The following is a 22765-nucleotide window of genomic DNA, read 5'->3' on the forward strand; positions in this document are numbered from 1 at the left end:
GGAAATCATTATGGCTCGTTTTTTTATTGATCGCCCTATTTTTGCTTGGGTGATCTCAATTTTAATTATGCTTGCAGGGGTCTTAGCGATTAAGGAACTCCCTGTGGCGCAATATCCAAGCATTGCACCACCATCAGTTGTTATTAAGGCTTTCTACCCTGGTGCTTCGGCAAAAACCATGGAAGATACTGTAACTCAGGTTATTGAACAGCGGATGACAGGGCTTGATCACCTTCGTTATATCAACTCAAGCAGCGACAGCTTTGGTAATGCAACAATTACTTTAACCTTTAACGCTGAAGCCGATCCTGATATCGCACAGGTTCAGGTACAAAACAAGCTGCAAGCGGCAATGACCCTGCTGCCCTCTGAAGTACAGCAGCAAGGAGTTAATGTAAACAAATCAAGCGCTGGCTTTTTGATGGTTGCTGCGTTTGTATCTGAAGATGGTTCTTTGGCTAAAAACGATATTTCAGATTACGTTGCAGCTAACGTTCAAGACCCAATGAGCCGTGTCCCAGGGGTAGGCGAATTACAACTATTTGGCGCCCAATATGCAATGCGCATTTGGCTTGATCCATTAAAATTAACCCAATATAGCTTAACCAGTATTGATGTGATGGCAGCCATTCGTGAGCAAAATGCCCAAGTATCAGCTGGCCAGTTAGGTGGTGCTCCAGCCATGCCTGGGCAAGAATTAAATGCCACAGTCACCTCACAAAGTCGCTTACAAACTCCAGAACAGTTCAAGCGAATTATCATTAAGTCAGATTCTTCAGGTGCAAACGTTTATCTTGAAGATGTGGCGCGGGTTGAACTGGGTGCTGAAAGCTATACTACCGAGTCGCTATATAATGGTAAGCCTGCTTCAGGTTTAGCGTTTAAACTAGCAACTGGTGCTAATGCCCTAGATACTGCCAAGCTTATTCGTGAAAGACTTGAAGAACTGAAAGCCTATTTTCCTGAAGGTTTAGAGATTTACTACCCTTACGACACGACTCCATTCGTGGAAAAGTCAATTGAAGGTGTAGTACATACATTGATTGAAGCGATCGTTCTCGTATTTTTAATCATGTATTTGTTCCTGCAAAACTTCCGAGCGACATTAATCCCGACCATTGCGGTACCTGTGGTATTGCTAGGCACGTTTGCGATTTTATCTGCAACAGGGTTCTCGATTAACTCGCTCACCATGTTTGCTATGGTTCTAGCAATTGGCCTATTGGTGGATGACGCCATTGTTGTAGTCGAAAACGTTGAACGGGTGATGTCGGAAGAAGGCTTAAGCCCACTGGAAGCAACCCGTAAATCAATGGATCAAATCACGGGTGCATTGGTGGGTATTGGTTTAACCCTGTCAGCAGTATTCGTGCCAATGGCCTTTATGTCAGGCTCAACGGGTGTAATTTACCGTCAGTTCTCAATTACGATTGTGTCTGCAATGGCATTATCTGTATTTGTGGCAATGGTTTTAACGCCTGCATTGTGTGCCACTATGTTAAAGCCGCTCCCTAAAGGCCACACCCATATTAACACGGGTTTCTTTGGCTGGTTCAACCGCAGTTTTGACAAGTTAACATCGCGCTATGAAAAATCAGTCGCCAACATTTTAAAACGTAGTGTACGTATGATGGGGGTCTACTTAGTCATAGTGATTGCAACTGCATGGATATTCATGCGTATGCCAACAGCATTCTTGCCCGACGAAGATCAAGGCATTATGTTTACCCAAGCAATTTTACCGACCAACTCTACTCAAGAAAGCACCGTTAAGGTTCTCAATCAGATCAACGATTTTTATCTTGATACTGAAGGAGACAATGTTAAATCTGTATTTAGCGTTGCAGGCTTTAGTTTTGCTGGTATGGGGCAAAACATGGGGATGTCATTCGTTGGTCTGCATGATTGGGCTGAGCGTACTGAGCCAGGTCAAGATGTTAAGTCAATTGCTGGTCGTGCAATGGCGAAGTTCTCACAAATCAAAGAGGCGATGGTATTTGCCTTTGTTCCACCAGCCGTAATTGAATTAGGTACGGCCAACGGTTTTGATATGTATCTTCAAGACAGAAGTGGACAAGGTCATGATGCGTTAATTGCCGCTCGAAACCAGTTACTAGGTATGGCGGCACAGAATCCTAATTTGGTAGCGGTACGTCCAAATGGTCAAGAAGATGCGCCAATGTACGAAATTGACATTGATCAAGCAAAGCTTCGTGCATTAGGCATCGATATTGATAATGTCAACAGCGTACTGGGTACGGCATGGGGTGGTTCATATGTGAATGACTTTATTGACCGTGGCCGTGTGAAAAAAGTCTATATGCAAGGTGACGCCCAATATCGTATGCAACCAAGTGATTTAGATACCTGGTATGTGCGTAATAGCGCGGGAGAGATGGTGCCGTTTTCTGCATTTGCAACTGGTAAATGGAACTTTGGTTCACCACAGTTACAACGCTTTAATGGTTTACCTGCAGTGAACATTCAAGGCGCAACTGTACCAGGCTACAGTACTGGTGACGCCATGGCTGACATGGAAGCTATGGTTAAGCAATTACCACCAGGGTTTGGTATTGAATGGAATGGTCTTTCTTTTGAAGAACGTTTATCAGGTAACCAAGCACCTGCTTTATATGCGCTATCTATTTTGGTTGTATTCTTAGTACTTGCAGCACTGTATGAAAGCTGGTCAGTACCATTTGCGGTGGTGTTGGTCGTGCCATTAGGTGTGATTGGTGCGCTAATTGCGATGAATGGTCGTGGATTGCCTAACGACGTATTCTTCCAAGTAGGCTTATTAACCACAGTGGGGCTAGCCACCAAGAACGCGATTTTGATTGTGGAATTTGCTAAAGACTTCTACGACAAGGGTGCTGGGCTTATTGAGGCGACATTACATGCAGTACGTGTACGTTTACGTCCAATCTTAATGACGTCATTAGCATTCGGATTTGGTGTTGTACCACTTGCAATTAGTACTGGTGTAGGTTCGGGCAGTAAAAACGCCATCGGTACTGGTGTACTTGGCGGTATGATGAGCTCAACCTTCTTGGGTATTTTCTTAATTCCACTCTTCTTCGTTGTGGTTGAGAGAATATTCAATAGAAAAAAAGCCAATGCTAGCAGTGAAGAGTCAACAGAGACTAGCGAGAGCAAAACCAGTTAATATTGATGATTAACGATAAAAATGGCCTCGATATTTGAGGCCATTTTTTTATACTTTTTAATCAACAACCCTTGCGATATAAGTTGTAGATGCTATTATCTCGCCCCCTTAAAAATAAGGGGTTCTCAGCATATAAGACTGAGTATCGAACTATAATAATCTCTGTATAGCAAAAACAATAAAGTTAGCAATGTGCAGCTTTATTAACGGGTTCCCTCACCCCGTCTCTCAATTAAAAAGGTCAAATCATGTTAATGTTAACTCAGACGCAAACGCGTCGTGCGCTGATATTTTTAGTCAGCTTTCATATCACTATCATTTGTGCCAGTAACTATTTGGTGCAATTACCGTTTCAAATATTTGGTTACCACACCACTTGGGGTGCGTTTAGCTTTCCATTTGTGTATTTAGCTACCGATCTCACCGTGCGTATTTTTGGCCAGCAAGCTGCGCGAAAGATTATCTTTCAAGCTATGTTGCCAGCGCTTATCGTATCGTACTTGATTGGTGTGCTGTTTCATCAGGGCCAATTTCAACAATTTGCCAGCTTGCTAGAAGCCAATAGCTTTGTGTTTCGTATCGCCTTTGCCAGTTTTACCGCTTATCTAGTCGGTCAACTGATGGATATCACGGTATTTGCAAAATTACGTCAGGCTAAAGCTTGGTGGGTTGCACCTGCAGCATCAACATTAATCGGTAATTTAGTGGACACCTTAGTGTTTTTCAGCGTCGCCTTTTATGCCTCGTCAGATAGCTTTATGGCTGCACATTGGCCTGAAATTGCCACCATTGATTATGGGTTTAAGTTAATTGTTAGCTTAGGTTTATTCTTGCCTGCCTATGGTGTGCTTCTCAGAGTTTTACAAGACAAGCTGTTAACCACTGACAAACCACAATTGCATATAATCTAGGTCATCACAGGTAGCAAACAGACCAAAATAAAGAAAAGGCGTGATGCTCTATTACGCCTTTTTTATGCCTTCCATTTACCACCAAAAGACCATTATCAGCCAACATGTGTACTCTGTAAGGGTATGCGTTGCAACTAAACTATTGATGTTAGATAGCAAGTCTCTGCGCGCTGAATGGCTAAAAGAATTGATTAAACCAACTGGTCAAACCTGTTATAATTTCAAGTATTATCCATCATTACAATCTCTTTGGAGACAGCAGATGTACGCATTAGAAATCAGCGAGTTTACGCAAGCGACAGATCAAATTTGTCAGCAGGTCGCCCAATTAAGTCAGCAAATTCCTGAACTGAATAATCCCTATCGCAAGCAGATATAAAACAGCGTTTAGCCTGCCATGATTGCCTTATTTTACTAGCCTATGTTGAAGGCGAAGTGGCGGGGTTTAAATTGGGCTATGCCAAAACCGATGGTGAGTTTTATAGCTGGTTGGGAGGCGTGTTACCTGATTTTCGCCAGCTAGGTTTAGCGAAATCGATGTTAGAGTACCAAGAGCGTTGGGCGCAGCAGCAAGGTTACAGCCTGATCACTGTCAAAACCCATAACCACTTTAATGCCATGTTAAATATGCTGGTTAGTAGCCAATACCAAATCACGGCTATTGATACCGATAAGGCCAATGTCAGCTTAAATAAACTGCATTTACAAAAAAGTCTTAATCAGAGTAAAGCTTAACCAACGCCTAAATACGTAAAGAGTGTAAAGATTGTCATTTTTCTTCTGTTTGGCTTGCGCAATCAAATGAGAATGATTATTATTAACTTGCGTTCCAAAACTCAGTCTCAATGCTAAAGCTTCATCACCTTTGTCATTATTCTGAGTTCGCAAGCACGACATTGCTCACACACTCTTTGTGTATCTGCCGGCCTCATCAACCGGCTTTTTTTTTATCTTTTTTTCAGTAAAAACCTACCTGCTCTAACGCTTAAATCAAGTTTATGGGTAATTCTGATCAAGTGAATTGCAATCCTTCATAAGGATTCATCGCTTGGTCATCTTTGGCCTTATGATAAATGCCGATGGTGAATATGGTTCCCTCACCCACCGTTGACTTCACTTCAATCGTACCACCTAAGCGTTTAATAATGCCGTAACTTAATGATAACCCTAAGCCAGTACCATCTTTACGTGTGGTATAAAATGGGTCGAATATGCGGCTTAATTGTTCCGCTGGTATACCTACACCTTGATCTTCCACTTCAATTTTCACCCCAATTGGCTCTCCATTTTCTAGCCAGTCATTGGTGCGGATCCATATTTTACCCTTATCATCAATTGCATGAGCAGCATTAACCACAATATTGATTAACACTTGCAATAATTGAGGCCGGTTAACCTCAACTGGACAAGTAGCATGCAACTCTTTAATCAATAACACTTCTTGCTTTTGAATAGAGTGACGCACCAAAACTAAGACTTGTTCCACAATTGGGGTTATCTGCTGCATTTCGATTGGCTCATTAAACTCACCTGGGCGGCTATACTGCAATAAACTGCGAATAATGGTGCTAATGCGTCCAACCTGTTGAATCACTAGGTCAATCTCTTCTGAAACAGCTTCAGCATTATCACCCAGCTCATATTTAAGTAATTCCATGTTGCCTAAAATCACAGCGGTTGGATTATTAATTTCGTGGGCGATACCTGCGGTTAGCTCACCTAAAGCGGTGAGCTTTTCATTAGTAACCAGTTGCTGGCGAGTTTCATTTAATAAAGCAACATTGCGCTGTAATTCTTCCGTTTTGTCTTGCAGGCTTTTTGTACGCTGCTCAACTTTTACCTCAAGTTGCTCGGCAGCGGCTTGAATTTGCGCATTTCGGCGTTGGAGTAAGTCGAGCATACTGTCAAATTGCTCTGCCAAATTAGCTAATTCATTATCACGATCTAACCCCAACTCGCCAATGCGAACATTACGGCCGGATTGCACCGCTTTAACAACTTGATGAATCCGCTCTATGGGTTTTAATAGGCTGTAAGCGCCGCGATAAACTAGCAACCCTGAACCAAACAACACCAGCATTAGAATAGAACCTAGTTCGATAATATTAAGTAGATAATTTTTAATAAATGGCGCTTCTGAAAATCCGGTGTACACCATACCAATCCGCTTACCATAAATATCATGTAACGGTGCATAGGCAGAGATGTACCAATCATTAAACACAAACGCGCGATCATCCCATCGCTCACCGTCTACCAGCACTTTTAAGCGAACTTCCTCCGACACTAAACTGCCAAGTGCACGGTTATGTTCAGAGTACTGTGATGAAGAAGCATTCATCGGCACATTTGTACTGATACGGGCGTTATCAAGAAATATCGTCACTGTACCAATAGAGTGATTTGGTAAGGTACCTTTGCCATAAACCAAGTCACGAATGTGGTCGACAATGGCGGTATCGCGGTTCAATAAATTACCGCCATCAATATACCAAGTAACACTATTGTCCTGATTTAAAATCGGCAACACACTGCGGCTGATTAATCCTCTTTTTTCAGCTTCTTTAGTAGGTTCTTGAGCACGTAAGGTCGACTTTAGGGGAATAACGGCATACTGCTGTAGTTCAGGGCTAATTTGATTTAATCGCTCAGGTGAGAGCACCATCATACCAGATACGGCTAATTTAGGCTGTTGGCGTAATAAGGCATTTAAATCTGCATCAGCACGAACCTGCTCTGCATTGATAAGACGTAAAAAATCTAAATTCAGCTGTTGCTTTGTTTGTTGCAGCACATCCTTAATAGCCTGCTTTGCCTGCTGATCATGTTTATTTTGATGTAATTGTTCAAAAGCGGTTTGAAATGCCCACGAATTAGCCACATTTGCTAATTGTTGTTCTTGCTGAGTTTGCACTTGCTTTAAGGTGTTTTCAGCAACCGTTAAATCAGCTTTTACCTTCATAAAAAGCTGCTGGCTGGTGTAACTGATATTCCAATAAATAGTGATAAATACCAAGCTTACTAAAGTCAGTAAAATCGGTAATAAAGTTAAAATTAATAACCGGTAGCGCACTTGCGCCTGCATCTGTTGCCAGCTGACACCAAAAAAGCGCTTAAACATCATTACGACTCCAACGCTTGATCTGCTTCGTGGTCGTCATCATGACCAAACCAATCTTTGTATTTTCTATCAAGGGTTTTGCGTGATACACCTAAATCTCTAGCTGCCGCTGATTTGTTACCACCATACGCATCAACTACCTGAGTGACATGATGCTTTTCAACATCCTTTAAAGTCCAGTCAAGTGGGAAGCCTAGCGTTTCTGGCGCATTGGGTAACGGATCTTTTTTCCAGTATTCTGCTGGAGGTTTGCCTAATAAAATACAACGCTCAATCATATTTTTAAGCTCGCGGATATTCCCTGTCCATTCATGTTGCTTTAAAACCTGTAAATCTTCATGGCTCCACAAAACCGGCTTAATGCCTAAGTCACGAGAAATTTGCACCGTAAAGTGATGTGTTAGCTCAACCACGTCTTCAGGACGTGCTCTCAATGGCGGGATGAGGATATTCAATACGTTTAGACGGTAATATAAATCCCGCCTAAAGGTGCCCTTTTCAACTTCTTCAATCAACAGTCGGTTGGTTGCAGCAATCACTCGCACATTAATGGCGACTTCTTTTTCACTTCCTACCGGCCGAATAGCCCGCTGTTCTAATACCCGTAATAAGGCAGTTTGCATGTTCATTGGCATTTCACCAATTTCATCTAAAAAGATGGTCCCATCTGATGCAAAACTGAATAAGCCTTCACGAGATGCTTTAGCGCCTGTGAATGAACCTGCAACATGACCAAATAATTCACTGGCTAATAATTCTGGCGCTATAGCACCACAATTAACTGGCACAAAGGGACCCGTTCGACCACTTAATTGATGTAATTGCCGCGCAACTAGCTCTTTACCCGTACCAGATTCGCCTTCAATCAATACCACCGCATTAGTTGGCGCAACACGCTCTATGACTTGCTTTACTTCAGTAATTGCATCACTGCTACCTATGATAGTGGATGATTGCCCATGAGAGAGCTCTCGCCTAAGCATGAAGTTTTCACGTTTTAATAAGCGTTTTTCAATACACCGATCTACCGCAGACATCATCTGCTCTAAGTGAAAGGGCTTCATAATAAAATCTGATGCCCCAGCGCGCAGCGCTTTAATCGCCACATCCATATCAGCGTAACCTGTCATAAAAATGATATCAGATTGACGTTCACTATCATCTAAGGCTTCATGCCACTCTATGCCCGAGCGATCAGGTAAACGAATATCTACAATCAATACATCAAAATGCCCCTTACTACGCAGCTGCTCTGCTTCGGTGATGGTTGAAGCTGTTTCAACTAAAGCAAACTTCTTCGACATCGCTTTGGTTAAAAAACTGCGCATGCCTGGTTCATCATCAACAATCAGCACAGACATGCTTGTGTTAACAGTGCTAGGTAAACTCATAACCTCTCCACGAGACATTTTGACTCAATATTGAAACATTTTAGCATTCAATCTTACCGGTTAGGTCAGTATGAACCACATAAAAGTGATCTTGGGACAATTTGTCGCAGTCATTTTTAATCAATCCGCGACACAGCTCACACTTTATATATTTGGCGTGAACTCAACTTAACGATTATCCAATTGGCATTTAATTTGCTAGATTGCTGATATAAACTGACAAACCTTGATATAAACAAGGATAGATTGATGATTTATAAGATTGCCAACATCGGAATATCGCTTGCTGCGCTTAGCCTAGTGACCTTTAGTTCATTAGCGATAGCGGAGCAACAAGAGGTGATTAAACTTGCGACCACCACCAGCACGGAAAACTCTGGTCTATTGAGTGCTATTTTGCCGACATTTGAACAAGAATCAGGTTACAAGGTTCAAGTGATCGCCACTGGTACCGGTCAAGCGCTTAAGTTAGCCAGCCAAGGCGATGTAGATGTGGTAATGACTCATGCTCCTGATGCAGAAGCAAAATTTGTTGCCGATGGCTTTGGGGTACAACCGCGCGGCATTATGGAAAATGATTTTGTGTTGCTAGGTCCTAAAGATGACCCAGCCGGCTTACATACTGCGCAAAGTGTTATTGCCGCCTTTAAAAAAATTGCAGCTAAACCGAGTGGCTTTATTTCACGCGGAGATAACTCAGGCACACATATGAAAGAGCTGGCTATTTGGCAGCAAGCACAAGTAAAACCTGACTTTGTTGGCTATACTGCAGTTGGACAAGGCATGGGTAAAACCTTACTAATGGCCAATGAATTACAAGCTTATACTTTGGCTGACCGTGGCACATTTGTGGCTTATAAGGCTAAACTTGACATATCAATTAGCTTTCAAGGTGGGGCAGAGCTAGCAAACCCTTACCAAATCATTTTAATTAACCCTGAAATGTATCCAGAGCTCAATCATGCTGGCGCACAAGCATTAAGTGACTGGCTAATTAGCCCCAAAACCCAGCAAATGATTAACGAATTTTCCGTGCAAGGAGAGCAATTGTTTAAGGCAACGTATCAACAATGAATGAAGGCTGGTTAGCCCTTTTGCAGCAAGCTTTTAGCTTGCTGCTATCATTTGACCCCGACGTATGGTCAATTATTAATGTGTCATTTACCGTGTCTTTTGCGGCGCTGTTGATCACCCTCATTCCTTCTATTATGTTGGGATTTATTCTTGCATTTCGTCATTTCCCGGGACGCTGGATAGTCACAAACCTTATCCAAACCCTGCAATCTATTCCTACTGTTGTCATTGGTTTATTAGTGTATTTACTGCTAACGCGTAACGGCGCCATGGGCGATTTAAAGTGGTTATTCACTCAAAAAGGAATGATTTTTGGGCAAATGTTAATTTGCGCTCCCGTTTTGGTCGCTCTATCGCAAGCCGCTTTTGCCAGTGTTGACCGCCGCGCTTGGGAAACCTCACGCACCTTAGGTTCAAGCTGGTTTAAAGCTGTTTGGACAGTATGCCGCGAGCTAAGAGTCGCATTATTACTGGCCATTGTGGCTGCGTTTAGCCGTATATTAACTGAAGTGGGGTGTTCAATGATGGTGGGGGGCAACATTATGCATGTTACTCGTAATATCCCCACAGCTATTGCACTAGAAACCAGCAAAGGGGATTTTGCCCAAGCTATTGCACTGGGCTTGGTACTGTTGATTTTGGCCATTATACTTAATTTTGCCCTTGGCTCACTGCGAGGCAAAGCCTTGCCAAGGAGTCATTAATGACTAAGAAAGCGAGTATTCAAGCCACTAACCTGTCAATGCAGTTTGAAAATCGCCGCTTATTTAGCGTTGATAAACTGCACTTTGCGCAAGGCGATGTGATTTATTTGCAAGGGGATAACGGCTCGGGTAAATCTACCTTAATGAAACTACTTGCAGGGTTAATTGCCCCCACTGAAGGTAAAATTATTAGCCAAGGTTTTAAAACATCATGGTGGCAGACTAATTCATTATTGGGAAAAGCCGTTTATTTGCATCAACATCCTTATTTATTTGATGGCAATGTTGAGTTCAACTTAACCTATGGCTTGAGCTCAGCCGATAAACGCAATACAGAGATTAATAAAAGATTCCAGCAAGCGATTGAAATGGCGCAGCTGTCTCATTTACTTAACAGTGATGCAACCGATTTATCGGGTGGCGAACGTCAACGCCTAGCCATTGCAAGAGCCTGGATTTGCCAGCCTAAATTGTTAATGTTGGATGAGCCTATCTCTAACATGGACAAACAATCACAACGTTTAGTGTTAGCGATGATCAACCAATTAAAGCAACATGGCACGGGGCTGCTTATCAGTAGCCATCAAACCTGCGGTTTAACCGCGTTATGTCAACAGCATTGGCATATTCACCAACACACAATTTCCACCAGCCAACATGTGCCAAACGGCGATGCTTCGCAAGATACTCTTAATATGGAATTCAATTATGTCATTGCCAAATAAACCAGCATACACAATCGATGCCGTTATTCTTGCCGGTGGTATGGCTAGACGCATGGGCGGCGACGATAAAGGGTTAGTCGAACTCAATAATCAACCGATGATAAGCCACACGATTGCCCGATTATCTCCTCAAGTTGATCGCATTATGATCAACGCCAACCGTAACCAGCAACGCTATGCCGAGTTCGGTTTTGAAGTTTTTAGTGATAATGATTCAGGCTACTTAGGACCATTAGCCGGTATGATCACCGCTATGGGTAACACCCAGGCAGATTATTTATTAGTTGTGCCTTGTGACAGTCCATTATTGCCAACAGATCTCGCCTCTCGCATGCTAAACACCTTACTCGTAGCTGATGCTGAAGTTGTGGTTGCCAGTGATGGTCAGCGTGAGCAACCTGTAGTGCTATTACTCAAGCCTAGCTTGCGTGATTCAATGAAAGCATTTTTAGATGCCGGTGAACGTAAAATCGATTTTTGGTATGCCAAGCATCATTATGAAGTTGCTAGCTTTGCAGACCAACCCGAGGCCTTTGTTAACGTCAATACGCCAGAGCAAAAGCAACAACTTGCCAAGCAAATCGCCCAGTAATTCTTAGAGGTAACTATGACTACCGTTTTTAAAAATCCACTGTCTATCCCTGTTCTTGGCTTTTGTGCGTATAGTGGTACAGGTAAAACCACGTTATTAAAGCAATTAATCCCTGCGCTGAATCAACGCGGCTTACGCTTAGCGGTAATCAAGCATGCCCATCATAATTTTGACGTTGATATTCCGGGCAAAGACAGCTACGAAATGCGTAAAGCCGGAGCGAAGCAAATGCTAGTTGCCTCCCATGTACGCTGGGCATTAATGACCGAAGATGCACTAGACTCAGATCCAAGCTTGCCGCACTTATTGCAGCAAATTGAAGCCGACAAAGTGGATATTGTGTTAGTGGAAGGCTTTAAAAAATTAGCGCTGCCTAAAATTGAGTTGCATCGTGCTTCACACGGAAAGCCATTTATTCATACTCATGACGACAACATTGTCGCCATAGCCTGTTGTGATGACACCCAAACACCCAATGAATTGACTCGTTTAGACTTAAACAATGTCGACCAAATTGCTGATTTTGTTATTGCTTATCAACAAAACTGGCAAGCTCCAAGGGTTGCATTGCCGATTGATGTGGCAGCAGCAAGCTTAGCCGATGATGGCGCTCAAGGCTTGTCGGTATCACAAGGGATTAAGCATATTCTCAATCAAGTGACACCGATTTGTGCAACAGAAACACTCACGCTTGATGAATTAGATAATCGCGTATTAGCCAGCGATTGCATCTCACCGGTTAACGTACCACAGCAAACTAACTCAGCAATGGACGGATATGGCTTTGCATATACAAGCTTGAGCGCCAACCAGCCACTTAAGGTTGTCGCAGAAGTATTGGCCGGTCATGGTTATCAACAAACCGTGCAAGCAGGTGAAGCCGTGAGCATCATGACAGGTGCGCCAATTCCACAAGGTGTTGATACCGTTCAGCCTCGCGAGTTGTGTACCCCCCTAGATAGTCAAGTGACAATTCAACAAACCGACAAGGTCCAACAAGGTCAGCATGTTCGTTTGGCCGGTGAAGATATTGCCTTAAATCAAGTGGCCTTAGAAGCGGGCACACGTTTAGGTGCGGCACAATTAGGTTTATTAGCCTCTTTAGGCTTTGCCAAGCTTGATGCGATTAAATCACCTGTCGTCGCTGTTTTTTCAACGGGTGATGAAGTCAGCCAACCCGGTGAAGCGTTAAAACAAAATTGCATTTATGACTCAAACCGCTACACCATCAAAGCCATGGCGCGCAAGCTTGGCTGTAAGGTCATTGACCTAGGCATTATCGAAGACAACGAACAAGCCTTAACCCAAGCGCTATTAGCGGCTTCTGAGGAAGCAGACATAGTGATCAGCTCAGGCGGCGTATCAGTCGGCAATGCAGATTATATAAAAACCGTGTTGGCTAAAATTGGTCAAATTAATTTTTGGCGGATCAACATGCGCCCAGGGCGCCCGCTGGCTGCGGGTAAAATTAACGATTGCCTGTTCTTTGGCTTACCCGGTAACCCAGTGGCCGTCATGGTGTCATTTCTACAATTCGTTCAACCTGCCATTCGTAAGTTGGCGGGTGAGTCACAATGGCAACCCCGTTATATTCCCGCCATTGCCGATGAGTTTTTACGCAGCAAAGTGGGGCGTACCGAGTTTTTACGAGGCTGTTATTCAATTGGCACTAACGGTCAAATTCATGTCAGTTCTACTGGCGCGCAGGGGTCAGGCATGTTGAGCTCAATGGTAACGGGTAACTGCTTAATCGTGATAGATGAAGCTAGCGATCATATTGCACAAGGCGGCAAAGTGTTTATTCAGCCTTTTGCTGATCTTCTCTAATACAGGCTAAAGGTTGTTTGAATATATGAGTCAAATTGTCGATAGCTTCAACCGTCAAGTCGAATACTTACGGCTATCAGTCACCGATCGCTGCGACTTTCGCTGTGTGTACTGCATGAGCGAAGACCCAGAGTTTTTACCTCGCCAACAGGTGTTATCACTTGAGGAGTTATCTTGGGTGGCGCAAGCCTTTACTGAACTTGGCGTGAAAAAAATTCGTTTAACCGGTGGCGAACCATTGGTGCGAACCGATTGTGAACAACTCGTCAAACTACTTGGACAACTACCGGGTTTAGATGATTTATCGATGACCACCAACGGCTCTCGGTTAACCAAATTAGCCCAGCCATTATTTGATAACGGCTTATCGCGTTTAAATATCAGCTTAGATACTTTAAACCCAGAATTATTCACCCAATTAACCCGCAACGGCAAGTTAGAACGAGTCATTGCTGGTATTGATGCCGCAATTGCCGCTGGATTTAGCAAAATTAAAATCAATGCCGTTATTTTGCGCGGTAAAAATGATCATGAAGTAATTGATTTGGTTAACTTCTGCCGTAAACGTAATATTGATATCGCTTTTATCGAAGAAATGCCGATTGGCGTTATGGATGAGCGTAAACGCAGTCGCCATTGTTCAAGCGCGGAAGTGCGCGAATTAATCGAGCAACACTATGCACTCATGCCTTCTAGCAAACGTACAGGCGGCCCAGCAAAGTACTACAAAATGGCAGATAGCAGCATTCACATCGGCTTTATTTCCCCTCATAGCAATAACTTTTGTCATGAGTGCAATCGAGTCAGGGTCACAGTAGAAGGCCGATTACTTTTATGTTTAGGAAATGAGAACTCCGTTGATTTAAAAGCAGTAGTCAGACAATACCCCGGTGATATTGACCGTCTAAAACAAGCAATTTTAGGTGGAATTAAGCTCAAACCGCAGTCGCATTACTTTGATCAACAAGGCACTCAAATTTTACGTTTTATGAACGCCACCGGCGGCTAAGCCCCTTCTATTTTAGTCAAGCAAATAACGACAATTCGTATTTTGTGACACAGGTGATAAACTCAATGAATATATTCACTTTGATTCATTGAGTTTATGGCTTTATCACGTAAAAAATGGAACTACATTATTATCATTGCCAGCGTAATGATGATTTCAGTACTGAGTTTTATTACCAATAAAACCAGTGATATGCCTAATAGTGCTCTACCTTTATTTGATGAGGCGTTGCCGCTAAAGCAATTACAACTCAACAGCCAATGGCTGCAACATAAACAAGGCAACTGGCGTTGTGCTGAAACCGTGTTAAATTGCCAGCAATGGGCACAAGCGTGGCAAAACCTCGTCATTTCTGCCCTAAAAGATGAACCCGTGCATACATCCCCCCCATCACAGTCACCTTCAAAATCGACACTGTCAACGAGCCACAAGTTTGGCTACTATTTGCAGATGAAGGTTTACTGCAATCGCCTAGTTTTAATTGGTATCAAATCCCGCCCAGTTTGCGCGCCGATTTATTGCCAGTAATCCAATTATAAGTCGATAGCGTATTGCAACATGTACTCAAAAGCAGCGTCACTGAAGCAATCAATAAAATAAGAATTAACCATGCCAGAATTACCCGAAGTAGAAGTGACTCGCCAAGGAGTCAGCCCATATTTGGTCAACCAAACCGTTGGGGACTTAATTATTCGCAATGGCTCATTAAGGTGGCCAGTCCCTGACATGGCACGCAATATTATTGGGCAAACTATTAATAGCGTGCGCCGTCGAGCAAAATACTTATTAATTGATACTGACGCGGGGATCACCATAGTGCATCTAGGAATGTCTGGTAGTTTACGCATCTTGCCCCACACCGCGCCGGTTGAAAAGCATGACCACATTGATTTATTGCTACAAAATGGCCACATACTGCGCTTTAACGATCCGCGTCGTTTTGGTGCTTGGTTGTGGTATGAATTACCGGAAGAGGCCCACCCTTTACTGGCAAAACTTGGCCCAGAGCCATTAAGCGAAGATTTTAATGTGGCGCACTTGCAAGCCAAACTAGCCGGTAAGAAAAAGGCCATTAAGCTGTGCCTAATGGATAATCATATTGTTGTGGGTGTTGGAAACATTTACGCCAACGAAGCTTTATTTGCCGCAGGCATACACCCACAAGCCCCCGCCGGAAACATTGATATTGAACGTTTAACCATTTTAGTGACAGAGGTAAAACAAATATTAGCCCACGCGATTAAGCAAGGTGGAACCACGTTAAAAGACTTTACCAACGCTGATGGCAAACCTGGTTACTTTGCCCAAAAACTACATGTGTATGGCCGAGGCGGCGACACCTGCACAGCATGTGGCAACTTATTGTCTGAAATTAAGTTAGGACAGCGCACCACAGTATTTTGTGGTCTGTGTCAGCAACGCTAGATTTTAGGTTTTATTTGTAAAAGGGAGCGATTGCTCCCCCTTTATTTATATTGTCACGAATCACTAAAATCGATACTCATATGACGTAAAAAATGAACCGTCAATTTGATTGTCTTCAACTTCAAATGAAGAATGGGATAGAGTTCCGCCGAAATTCAACATGCCTGATAATAAAGGCATTCTATAAGACACTTCAAGCATCAGCAGGTCTTCTTTTAAAGGTTGTGGAGTCCATTCACTAGAAGGGTTTTCACCATCTTTGTTTAACTGTGCATATCGTAAAATAGATGTTAAACCATGACTATTATTAAACTGCCCAACTAAACCCAAGGCAAAAACCTGAGCATCGCTATCATAAGTACTACCAAATGCTCGTCCATAATATCGGGAGCCACTTTGATAGACACTATGTTCATAAAAGCAATTAAACTCTGTAGTATCTTCACCACAAAACATCATGGTGTCTGTGTATTCTAAAAACATTTTATACTGTTGTTTTCCAAGACTAAATCTTGTGTCCGCGCCATACATCTTACCACAATCAACTATTTGCCAAGGCTTGCCTTTTGAATCTTCACAAGTTCGTTCTAAATATAAACCGACAGGAACTTGCCAAAATGTTTCAGAATAGCGAATATCTATACCAGCCATTTGGTTGCCATAATTAGAGCAACCATTACCAATATCATTTCTACAATCTCGTTGGCCTGTAATGGATTTCCAAGCACTATCAAAGTCGCATTCTTGGCCTTCGCCACAAAATTGAGCAGTCCACGACAAACCGACTTCAAGTTGTTTTAATGGTTTTATAGCACCGCGTAAATTCCATAGCAATGCATGTGGTGCAAAACGCTCTTTTTCCATAATGCTAATTCCACCAGTCAAACTCCAAGGCCCAAGCCATGATAACATTGGAGTTTCAAAAGCTTGGACATTATTACGACTAACCATCAGCGAAGGCATAGGTCTAGCATTATTTGACTTATGTAAAGAAGAATCAAAACCTGGACCCCACCATTGTTCCAGTGTTCCAGCAGTGATTACCCAATTTCCTAACACCACTGCGAAATAAGAATCATCCAATCGAAACGTTTTTTCGTCTTGCGGGTCGTAATTCCCCGAAGCAGAAACTTTATATGCTACGCGCTCCCCGGTATATTCATAGGAAGCATTCAATTCACCTTTATCTCTATAATCAGAACCAAAATGTTGAAAGCGAGCCTCATCAGTAGCAACTGTTGCTTTACCCCTTGCATTTCCTTTATTTTGAACTGCATTTTGGAAATAAAAATTCACTCGAGCAAACGCATCGACAAGATCAACAGACATTAACGATGGTTCAGCTTCGGCTAAATTAGCCCCAATACCAGACCACATTAAAGGAAAAGTGTTGATGGGAACAGTAATGACTCCTGCATCTGCCAATGCCTGAATATCTGAACGTAAATAAATATCAGAAGTATCAACCCAAGGTGCAGCCAACGAGGAGGTTGTCTTTAACAGTGCCATAAGACCTAAAGCTAGGGGTAGTTTCGCAACTACAAATCCTTTCAACATCTTTATTTACCCTGTTGCTGTAACTTTGTTTGTCCAATTTTGCTCTCTAAAGCTTTAGCAACATCAGAGTGAACAAATTGAGAGACATCACCACCATGTAAAGCAACTTCTTTCACTAATGTCGATGAAATAAATGAGTTTTCTTCTGCAGGTGTTAAAAATACGCTCTCTAAATTAGGGCTTAAGCGTCGATTCATATTCGCCAGCTGAAATTCATACTCAAAATCAGAAACCGCTCTGAGCCCGCGAACTAACACGCTCGCCTTTTGTTCCTCAGCAAAATCCACTAACAAACCAGTAAAGCCGACGACTTCAACATTGTCTAAATGCGCGGTCACGAGCTTAACCTGTGCGACACGCTCCTGTAGAGTGAACATAGGTTGCTTCGAAGGGTTCGATGCAATACCAATAACTACATGCCGAAATAACCTCGCTGCACGCTCGATTAAGTCAGCATGACCATTGGTGACAGGATCAAAAGTACCAGGGTAAATTGCGCGTCTATGCATTTGAAATTCACTGTGTAAATAAATGACGACTAGTTTATCAGTATCAAATACTAGCATCAAAAAATGTATTAAAATTTATGTAAATTAAAGCATTAGGTGTATCTTTATGGTTATAATAAAAAATGAAAGCGATTAACTCATTACTAAAGTTTCATCATAACTCAAATACTAAAGTTGAGGTGGTAGTTTAGGTAATTTACTTCTATTTACTCTCACCTTTATCTCAAAACATAACTTTTGCCAAATACGTTTTATTGGGTGCTTTTTTGTAGTTTTCCGGTTACCTAAGTTACATATTTCACTTTTGAAAGCAGCCTCTTGAACAGGGAATGGCCTGACAACAAAGCAGCTTAACCCTTTCTCAAACCAAAATTGAATATCAATATCAACGGGCCTTGCAATAGGAATTGATGTTGCAAGTAACTTTTTAGCTCCTGACAAAGACACAAATTGACCTCGTGTAGAAGAAGGTAGCTTTAAACATGTTGATAATGAGAAAAAATCGTCAAGTGCTATAGTATCAATAACCTTTTTTTGCTTACTGCCATGGCATAACTTAATATAATCCCATTTTACGGATAAACGACTAATACTATTGATTAATGATAATAAATTTGGATTTAAAGTAGAGTCATCTTCTAAAATAAGTGCGAAATCCAATTGCTGATCAACCACTGCATTCCAACATTTGACATGACTCAAATAGCAACCAATTTCACCAACATTAAGGACTTTGTCGTACTTGTCCAAATTAGTTGACTCATCAAATACATCACAGATTTCGGTTTCAGTTAGCTCTTTACCGTATACTGCAGACACTCGCTCAAATTCAATATTAAATTGCTCAAGCTGTTTTTGCATAAAAGCCATTCTTTCCAAGCTTTTATCAAGATTTATAACAAACACTTTGAAATTCATAATCTTTATAAATTCAAAGTATTATAAAAATTTATTTTTATAATCATTTTAACAAATATTTCCACTAATATACTTTCAATGTGATTCAAATATGCGCCGCACAATACGAAGGATTAAACATTTCCTAAATGAGCGGTAACTAATTTTACCTGCTTAACTCGCTCTTCCAAAGAAAACCGTGGCTGCTTCGATGGGTTTGAAGCAATCCCAATAACAACTTGCCGAAATAAACGCGCTGCACGCTCAATTAAATCCGCATGGCCATTAGTAACAGGATCAAATGTTCCGGGGTAAATCGCTTTTCTATGCATGGGTTTAGGTTACTAAAAAAATGATAATACGAGTCTATCAGTAACAATTGGTGGCATCAAAAGCTTCTTTAACGTGAGCAGAAACTAACCTCAACTATGCACCAAAGTCATCTCGTAATAATTGTAATAACTGCGCACGAACAGATTCACTTAGCTGCAATTCATCTTGCAAACTTGGGGGCGTTGGCCACTGGTTATCAAGATATTCAAAGTCATTAAAGTTAACCCCTGACTCATACCTTGGAATAACATGAAAATGAACCGCTGGGTCAATCATCATTAACATTAAATAATTAATCTTGCTGTAGTTAAATCGCTCTTTTAATACTCGTTCAATGTCGGCAACCACCTGCATTTGCTCAGCAGCAGCGCCAGCAGATATTGCGGAATACTGTTCAACATTTTCTTTGCAAATAAGTATTAACGACCCCAAAGTGGGCTGAGCTGGACGTAATAACACATGCCAATATTGGTAGGATTTTACTAAACTATTGGGGTAATCGAACTTAACTAAGGTCGCTTGTGACATAAAAAATCGCTCTTCCAATCAGTAATAATTCATCATAATTGAACATACTATAATCTTCCAGCGATGTCAGACTAATACAAAAAATGATCTATAAGACTATTTGTAGATTCAAATTGATATACAATAATCCTCAATCATTTTTCAGATAACACCCTCCGACTTTAAGAGACAACTATGCGAATCGTTTTTGATACGGTGAATGTATATTATTTACCGCAATACTCGCCGATTATTAAGCTCCTCAAACAAAGAGGGCACCATGTGTCTGTTGTTTGCCATCGCAATAGAAATGATGAAGCCGCCTTCAAGGATACCATTTCTAACTTAGATGTTGAGTGCATATGGGTTGAAGATGAAAATGAAGCGAAAGAAACCTATTTATCTTTAAAGCCTGATTGGATTTTCTTTGGCAACAAGTTTGATCATTTAGATGCGATTCATAAATATTCTAAAACCGCACAGTTAGGTCATGGTGTCGGCCCTAAACCGAGCTACTATCATAAGTCGATTACACCCATGACGGTTCGGTTTATTGAAGGTGGTTTACGCCTTGAAAAAATTAAACAATATTATCCAAACGATAATTTTATCCAAGTGGGCTTTTCCAAACTTGACCCTATGTTTAATCAGCAAGAATTAGGATTTGATCTTGAAAAACTGGGGCTTGATTCAACCAAACAAACCATTTTATACGCGCCAACTTTTACGCCAAGCTCGCTTGAACGCTTTCCAGATGACTGGCCAGAAGATTTTGCCAATTACAATATATTAATAAAGCCTCACTCATTAACTCAGGTTAGGGCTCAATATAAAAAGCAAAGAGACAAGCTCGAGAAATGGTCAAAGTTCAATAATGTCTACGTTGCAACAACGCAAGATATTTCATTATTACCTTTTATGAAAAATGCTGATATTTTGCTGAGCGAAGCCTCAAGCACATTATTTGAATTTGCTGCATTAGATAAACCTGTGATTGTTTGTAATTTTTTCAAACTAAAGTGGTCATATCGCGGGATTTTCCATTTCAGGTTTAAGCAACGTTTTGGTAAAGATAATGTACTTTATAACGAAATAGGCAAACACGTTCAAAGTTATAAAGAGCTGATTTCTGCCATTCCACAACAGCTCGCAGCACCCGAAGAATATCAAGCAAGACGCTTACAATACACCAATGACCATGTTGGACCCACTGATGGGCTAGCATCATTAAGAATTGTTGAATACATAGAAACCCATTAACCGCTAAAGGAATAATTTCAAATCATTCCCTTTAGCAAACTTTACCTTAATGTTCTTTATTCTGTGTTACTTAAGATGAGTTATTATGTAAAATAGTGCGTGATTAGGTAATTCAGCAGTTTTTGGAAATTTTATGAAGAAGATCGGCTATACCACAGGCGTTTTTGACTTGTTCCATATTGGTCATTTAAACGTGCTCAAGCGTGCAAAGTTAGAATGTGACTACCTTATTGTTGGCGTGACAAGTGATGAATTATCCATGTCAGTGAAAAACAAAAAACCTGTTATTCCGTTTCAGGAAAGAATGGAAATTGTTGAAGCAATCAAATTTGTCGATGAAGTTGTTCCGCAAGTCAATTATGACAAATTAGAAGCTTGGAATAATCTTAAGTTTGATCGTATGTTTGTCGGCGATGACTGGAAAGGCACTGACAAGTGGAATCAAATTGAAAAAGAGTTTGCTGAATTGGGTGTGGAAATTATGTATTTCTCTTATACCTCACATACCTCAAGCACTTTGCTTCGTGAAGTATTAAGCAAAATATAGTCACAGCAGAAACTAGTTTGCAGTTCATATTTTAAACATAGTTGCATAAATAAAAGTCAGCACCCCAATAAGGTAGCTGACTTTTATATATCTGAATCACCACCACAGTGAATCTACCAGCGATAGTATTTTAATTTTTTTCTAATTTTTAATTTTCTAATTAAATTCAATGGCTTTTTTTTCAAATGCTTAAGCTCTGATGCAATCAAAGCCTCGATGGCATTAAGCACCCTTTCGCTTGAAAGACCATCTTTATAAGGATGGATAGATTCACAATAATTGCGAATTTTATCCAACAAATCATCACTTCTTCCAAGCGCCTTTTCTAACACATCACCTAACTCTGATGCGTCATCAAAGTTCAACATCCATTCTTGTGGTCGTCGATTTTTAAAAGCAACCACTATTTTTTCCTGTATCGCAAATTCGGAAATAATTGATGACGTATCGGAGAGCACAACATCTGCAGCTTGCAACAATGGAATGATGTCCCCAGTCTCCACAAAGCGCAGCTTCTCACTAGAAAGGCTTTTATACATGGCAATTTCTTCTGAAGTCGCCTTTGGATGCAATTTGACAATCCACTGCCAATCTTTACTGGTAATCAATTTTTTAATAAACGGAAAAAGCGCCTCAGTACTGGTTAGCTTCGGTGAAAACGTGGGCGCATATAAAATCACTGGCTTATCAGATTGATACAGTTTCACATCAGGGTGAGGGGAAAATAATGGGTCTAATTTAGACCAACCTGTTTCAACAATATCACAGGTCCCATCATTAATTGCATTAAACCCATGAGTCATATTAGGGCCTTGAGTGCAATATAGATCGAACAAGCCCCTAATGGAGAATTTACCTTTTTTACCTGAATCGAAACCATGAAAAACTTGAACTTTCACACCAGGGAAAAAATCAGGAACGAAGTTACCCGGCACTAAAGTCGCATCTGCGGAAAATTGCATTACCTGAGCAATGTCGTCAAGACGAGTATCCGTGGGCAATATGTAACTTTCCGCTTCAGAACCGTTAGGAATAAACCAAGCAACTGTTCCACCACGACGTTTAATAGCTTGCTCAATGGGTCGCAGTACGCTAAAAGAGTACGATAATGTGACAAAAAATAAATAGCGCATAAATTATATTCTTCTTATAAAAGTGGTCTTTAGAGGCACATCAATATTCAAGCAATAGCCATTTAATATAAATTGAA

At 41.3% G+C, this 22765-nt stretch carries 19 protein-coding genes and 2 pseudogenes; 13 read left to right on the plus strand and 8 right to left on the minus strand.

Going from position 1 to position 22765, the window contains the following annotated elements; genetic code table 11:
* Nucleotides 1-10 precede the first annotated feature (10 nt).
* The 3 genes and pseudogenes from HBH39_RS16880 (at nt 11) to HBH39_RS16890 (ending at nt 4812) form a co-directional block, all read left to right on the plus strand.
* Nucleotides 11-3166 (plus strand): efflux RND transporter permease subunit, encoded by a 3156-nt coding sequence (locus tag HBH39_RS16880; RefSeq protein ID WP_167679796.1) that lies wholly within the window; start codon nt 11-13, stop codon nt 3164-3166.
* Nucleotides 3167-3414: 248 nt separating this feature from the next.
* On the plus strand, nt 3415-4077 hold the full coding sequence (locus HBH39_RS16885) for a 7-cyano-7-deazaguanine/7-aminomethyl-7-deazaguanine transporter (RefSeq protein ID WP_167679797.1): 663 nt from the start codon (nt 3415-3417) through the stop codon (nt 4075-4077).
* A gap of 262 nt (nt 4078-4339) precedes the next feature.
* Nucleotides 4340-4812 (plus strand): annotated as a pseudogene (locus tag HBH39_RS16890) (GNAT family N-acetyltransferase).
* Between the two features lie 277 nt (nt 4813-5089).
* On the opposite strand, the gene HBH39_RS16895 reads toward HBH39_RS16890, so the two are convergent.
* On the minus strand, nt 5090-7201 hold the full coding sequence (locus HBH39_RS16895; protein ID WP_167679798.1) for a sensor histidine kinase: 2112 nt from the start codon (nt 7199-7201) through the stop codon (nt 5090-5092).
* Nucleotides 7201-8589: a sigma-54-dependent transcriptional regulator gene (locus HBH39_RS16900; protein ID WP_432280128.1), complete on the minus strand. Its 1389-nt coding sequence runs from the start codon at nt 8587-8589 to the stop codon at nt 7201-7203. Before HBH39_RS16900 ends, HBH39_RS16895 begins: the two co-directional genes overlap by 1 nt.
* Nucleotides 8590-8838: 249 nt before the next feature.
* Between HBH39_RS16900 and HBH39_RS16905 the strand changes: the two genes are divergently transcribed.
* From HBH39_RS16905 to mutM, 8 genes are all read left to right on the plus strand, one after another.
* Nucleotides 8839-9663, plus strand: a complete 825-nt coding sequence (locus HBH39_RS16905) for a substrate-binding domain-containing protein (RefSeq protein WP_167679800.1) — start codon at nt 8839-8841, stop codon at nt 9661-9663.
* The gene (locus HBH39_RS16910) at nt 9660-10367 is read left to right on the plus strand and encodes an ABC transporter permease (RefSeq protein ID WP_167679801.1); all 708 of its coding nucleotides are present in this window, start codon (nt 9660-9662) and stop codon (nt 10365-10367) included. Before HBH39_RS16905 ends, HBH39_RS16910 begins: the two co-directional genes overlap by 4 nt.
* Nucleotides 10367-11092 (plus strand): energy-coupling factor ABC transporter ATP-binding protein, encoded by a 726-nt coding sequence (locus HBH39_RS16915; RefSeq protein ID WP_167679802.1) that lies wholly within the window; start codon nt 10367-10369, stop codon nt 11090-11092. Before HBH39_RS16910 ends, HBH39_RS16915 begins: the two co-directional genes overlap by 1 nt.
* Nucleotides 11076-11684: a molybdenum cofactor guanylyltransferase MobA gene (gene mobA / locus HBH39_RS16920; RefSeq protein ID WP_167679803.1), complete on the plus strand. Its 609-nt coding sequence runs from the start codon at nt 11076-11078 to the stop codon at nt 11682-11684. Before HBH39_RS16915 ends, mobA begins: the two co-directional genes overlap by 17 nt.
* 15 nt (nt 11685-11699) lie before the next feature.
* Nucleotides 11700-13511, plus strand: a complete 1812-nt coding sequence (locus HBH39_RS16925; RefSeq protein ID WP_167679804.1) for a bifunctional molybdopterin-guanine dinucleotide biosynthesis adaptor protein MobB/molybdopterin molybdotransferase MoeA — start codon at nt 11700-11702, stop codon at nt 13509-13511.
* Between the two features lie 25 nt (nt 13512-13536).
* Nucleotides 13537-14520: a GTP 3',8-cyclase MoaA gene (gene moaA, locus HBH39_RS16930; protein WP_167679805.1), complete on the plus strand. Its 984-nt coding sequence runs from the start codon at nt 13537-13539 to the stop codon at nt 14518-14520.
* Nucleotides 14521-14616: 96 nt separating this feature from the next.
* The gene (locus HBH39_RS16935; protein ID WP_167679806.1) at nt 14617-15048 is read left to right on the plus strand and encodes a hypothetical protein; all 432 of its coding nucleotides are present in this window, start codon (nt 14617-14619) and stop codon (nt 15046-15048) included.
* 81 nt (nt 15049-15129) lie between these two features.
* On the plus strand, nt 15130-15945 hold the full coding sequence (mutM, locus tag HBH39_RS16940) for a bifunctional DNA-formamidopyrimidine glycosylase/DNA-(apurinic or apyrimidinic site) lyase (RefSeq protein ID WP_167679807.1): 816 nt from the start codon (nt 15130-15132) through the stop codon (nt 15943-15945).
* 63 nt (nt 15946-16008) lie between these two features.
* On the opposite strand, the gene HBH39_RS16945 is transcribed toward mutM, so the two are convergent.
* The 5 genes and pseudogenes from HBH39_RS16945 to HBH39_RS16965 all read right to left on the minus strand — a co-directional run bounded on the left by HBH39_RS16945 (nt 16009) and on the right by HBH39_RS16965 (nt 19769).
* Complete coding sequence (locus HBH39_RS16945) at nt 16009-17502, minus strand: capsule assembly Wzi family protein (protein WP_167679808.1); 1494 nt, start codon at nt 17500-17502, stop codon at nt 16009-16011.
* Nucleotides 17503-17504: 2 nt separating this feature from the next.
* Nucleotides 17505-18011, minus strand: a complete 507-nt coding sequence (coaD, locus tag HBH39_RS16950) for a pantetheine-phosphate adenylyltransferase (protein WP_167679809.1) — start codon at nt 18009-18011, stop codon at nt 17505-17507.
* 168 nt (nt 18012-18179) lie between these two features.
* A complete protein-coding gene (locus HBH39_RS16955; protein WP_167679810.1) occupies nt 18180-18929 on the minus strand; it encodes a glycosyltransferase family 25 protein in 750 nt (249 codons plus the stop codon).
* Nucleotides 18930-19045: 116 nt separating this feature from the next.
* Nucleotides 19046-19240, minus strand: a pseudogene (locus HBH39_RS16960) (adenylyltransferase/cytidyltransferase family protein); the annotation flags it as partial.
* Between the two features lie 94 nt (nt 19241-19334).
* Entirely contained in the window at nt 19335-19769 is a 435-nt protein-coding gene (locus HBH39_RS16965) for an HIT family protein (protein ID WP_167679811.1), read from the minus strand.
* Between the two features lie 174 nt (nt 19770-19943).
* On the opposite strand from HBH39_RS16965, the gene HBH39_RS16970 reads away from it, so the two are divergent.
* Together HBH39_RS16970 and HBH39_RS16975 are read left to right on the plus strand one after the other, a co-directional pair.
* Nucleotides 19944-21008, plus strand: a complete 1065-nt coding sequence (locus HBH39_RS16970) for a CDP-glycerol glycerophosphotransferase family protein (RefSeq protein ID WP_167679812.1) — start codon at nt 19944-19946, stop codon at nt 21006-21008.
* Nucleotides 21009-21141: 133 nt separating this feature from the next.
* On the plus strand, nt 21142-21555 hold the full coding sequence (locus tag HBH39_RS16975) for an adenylyltransferase/cytidyltransferase family protein (RefSeq protein WP_167679813.1): 414 nt from the start codon (nt 21142-21144) through the stop codon (nt 21553-21555).
* 113 nt (nt 21556-21668) lie between these two features.
* On the opposite strand, the gene HBH39_RS16980 is transcribed toward HBH39_RS16975, so the two are convergent.
* Entirely contained in the window at nt 21669-22688 is a 1020-nt protein-coding gene (locus HBH39_RS16980) for a CDP-glycerol glycerophosphotransferase family protein (RefSeq protein WP_167679814.1), read from the minus strand.
* Nucleotides 22689-22765: the final 77 nt, after the last annotated feature.

The sequence above is a fragment of the Shewanella aestuarii genome, assembly GCF_011765625.1.
In the GTDB taxonomy this organism is placed as follows: Bacteria; Pseudomonadota; Gammaproteobacteria; order Enterobacterales; family Shewanellaceae; genus Shewanella; species Shewanella aestuarii_A.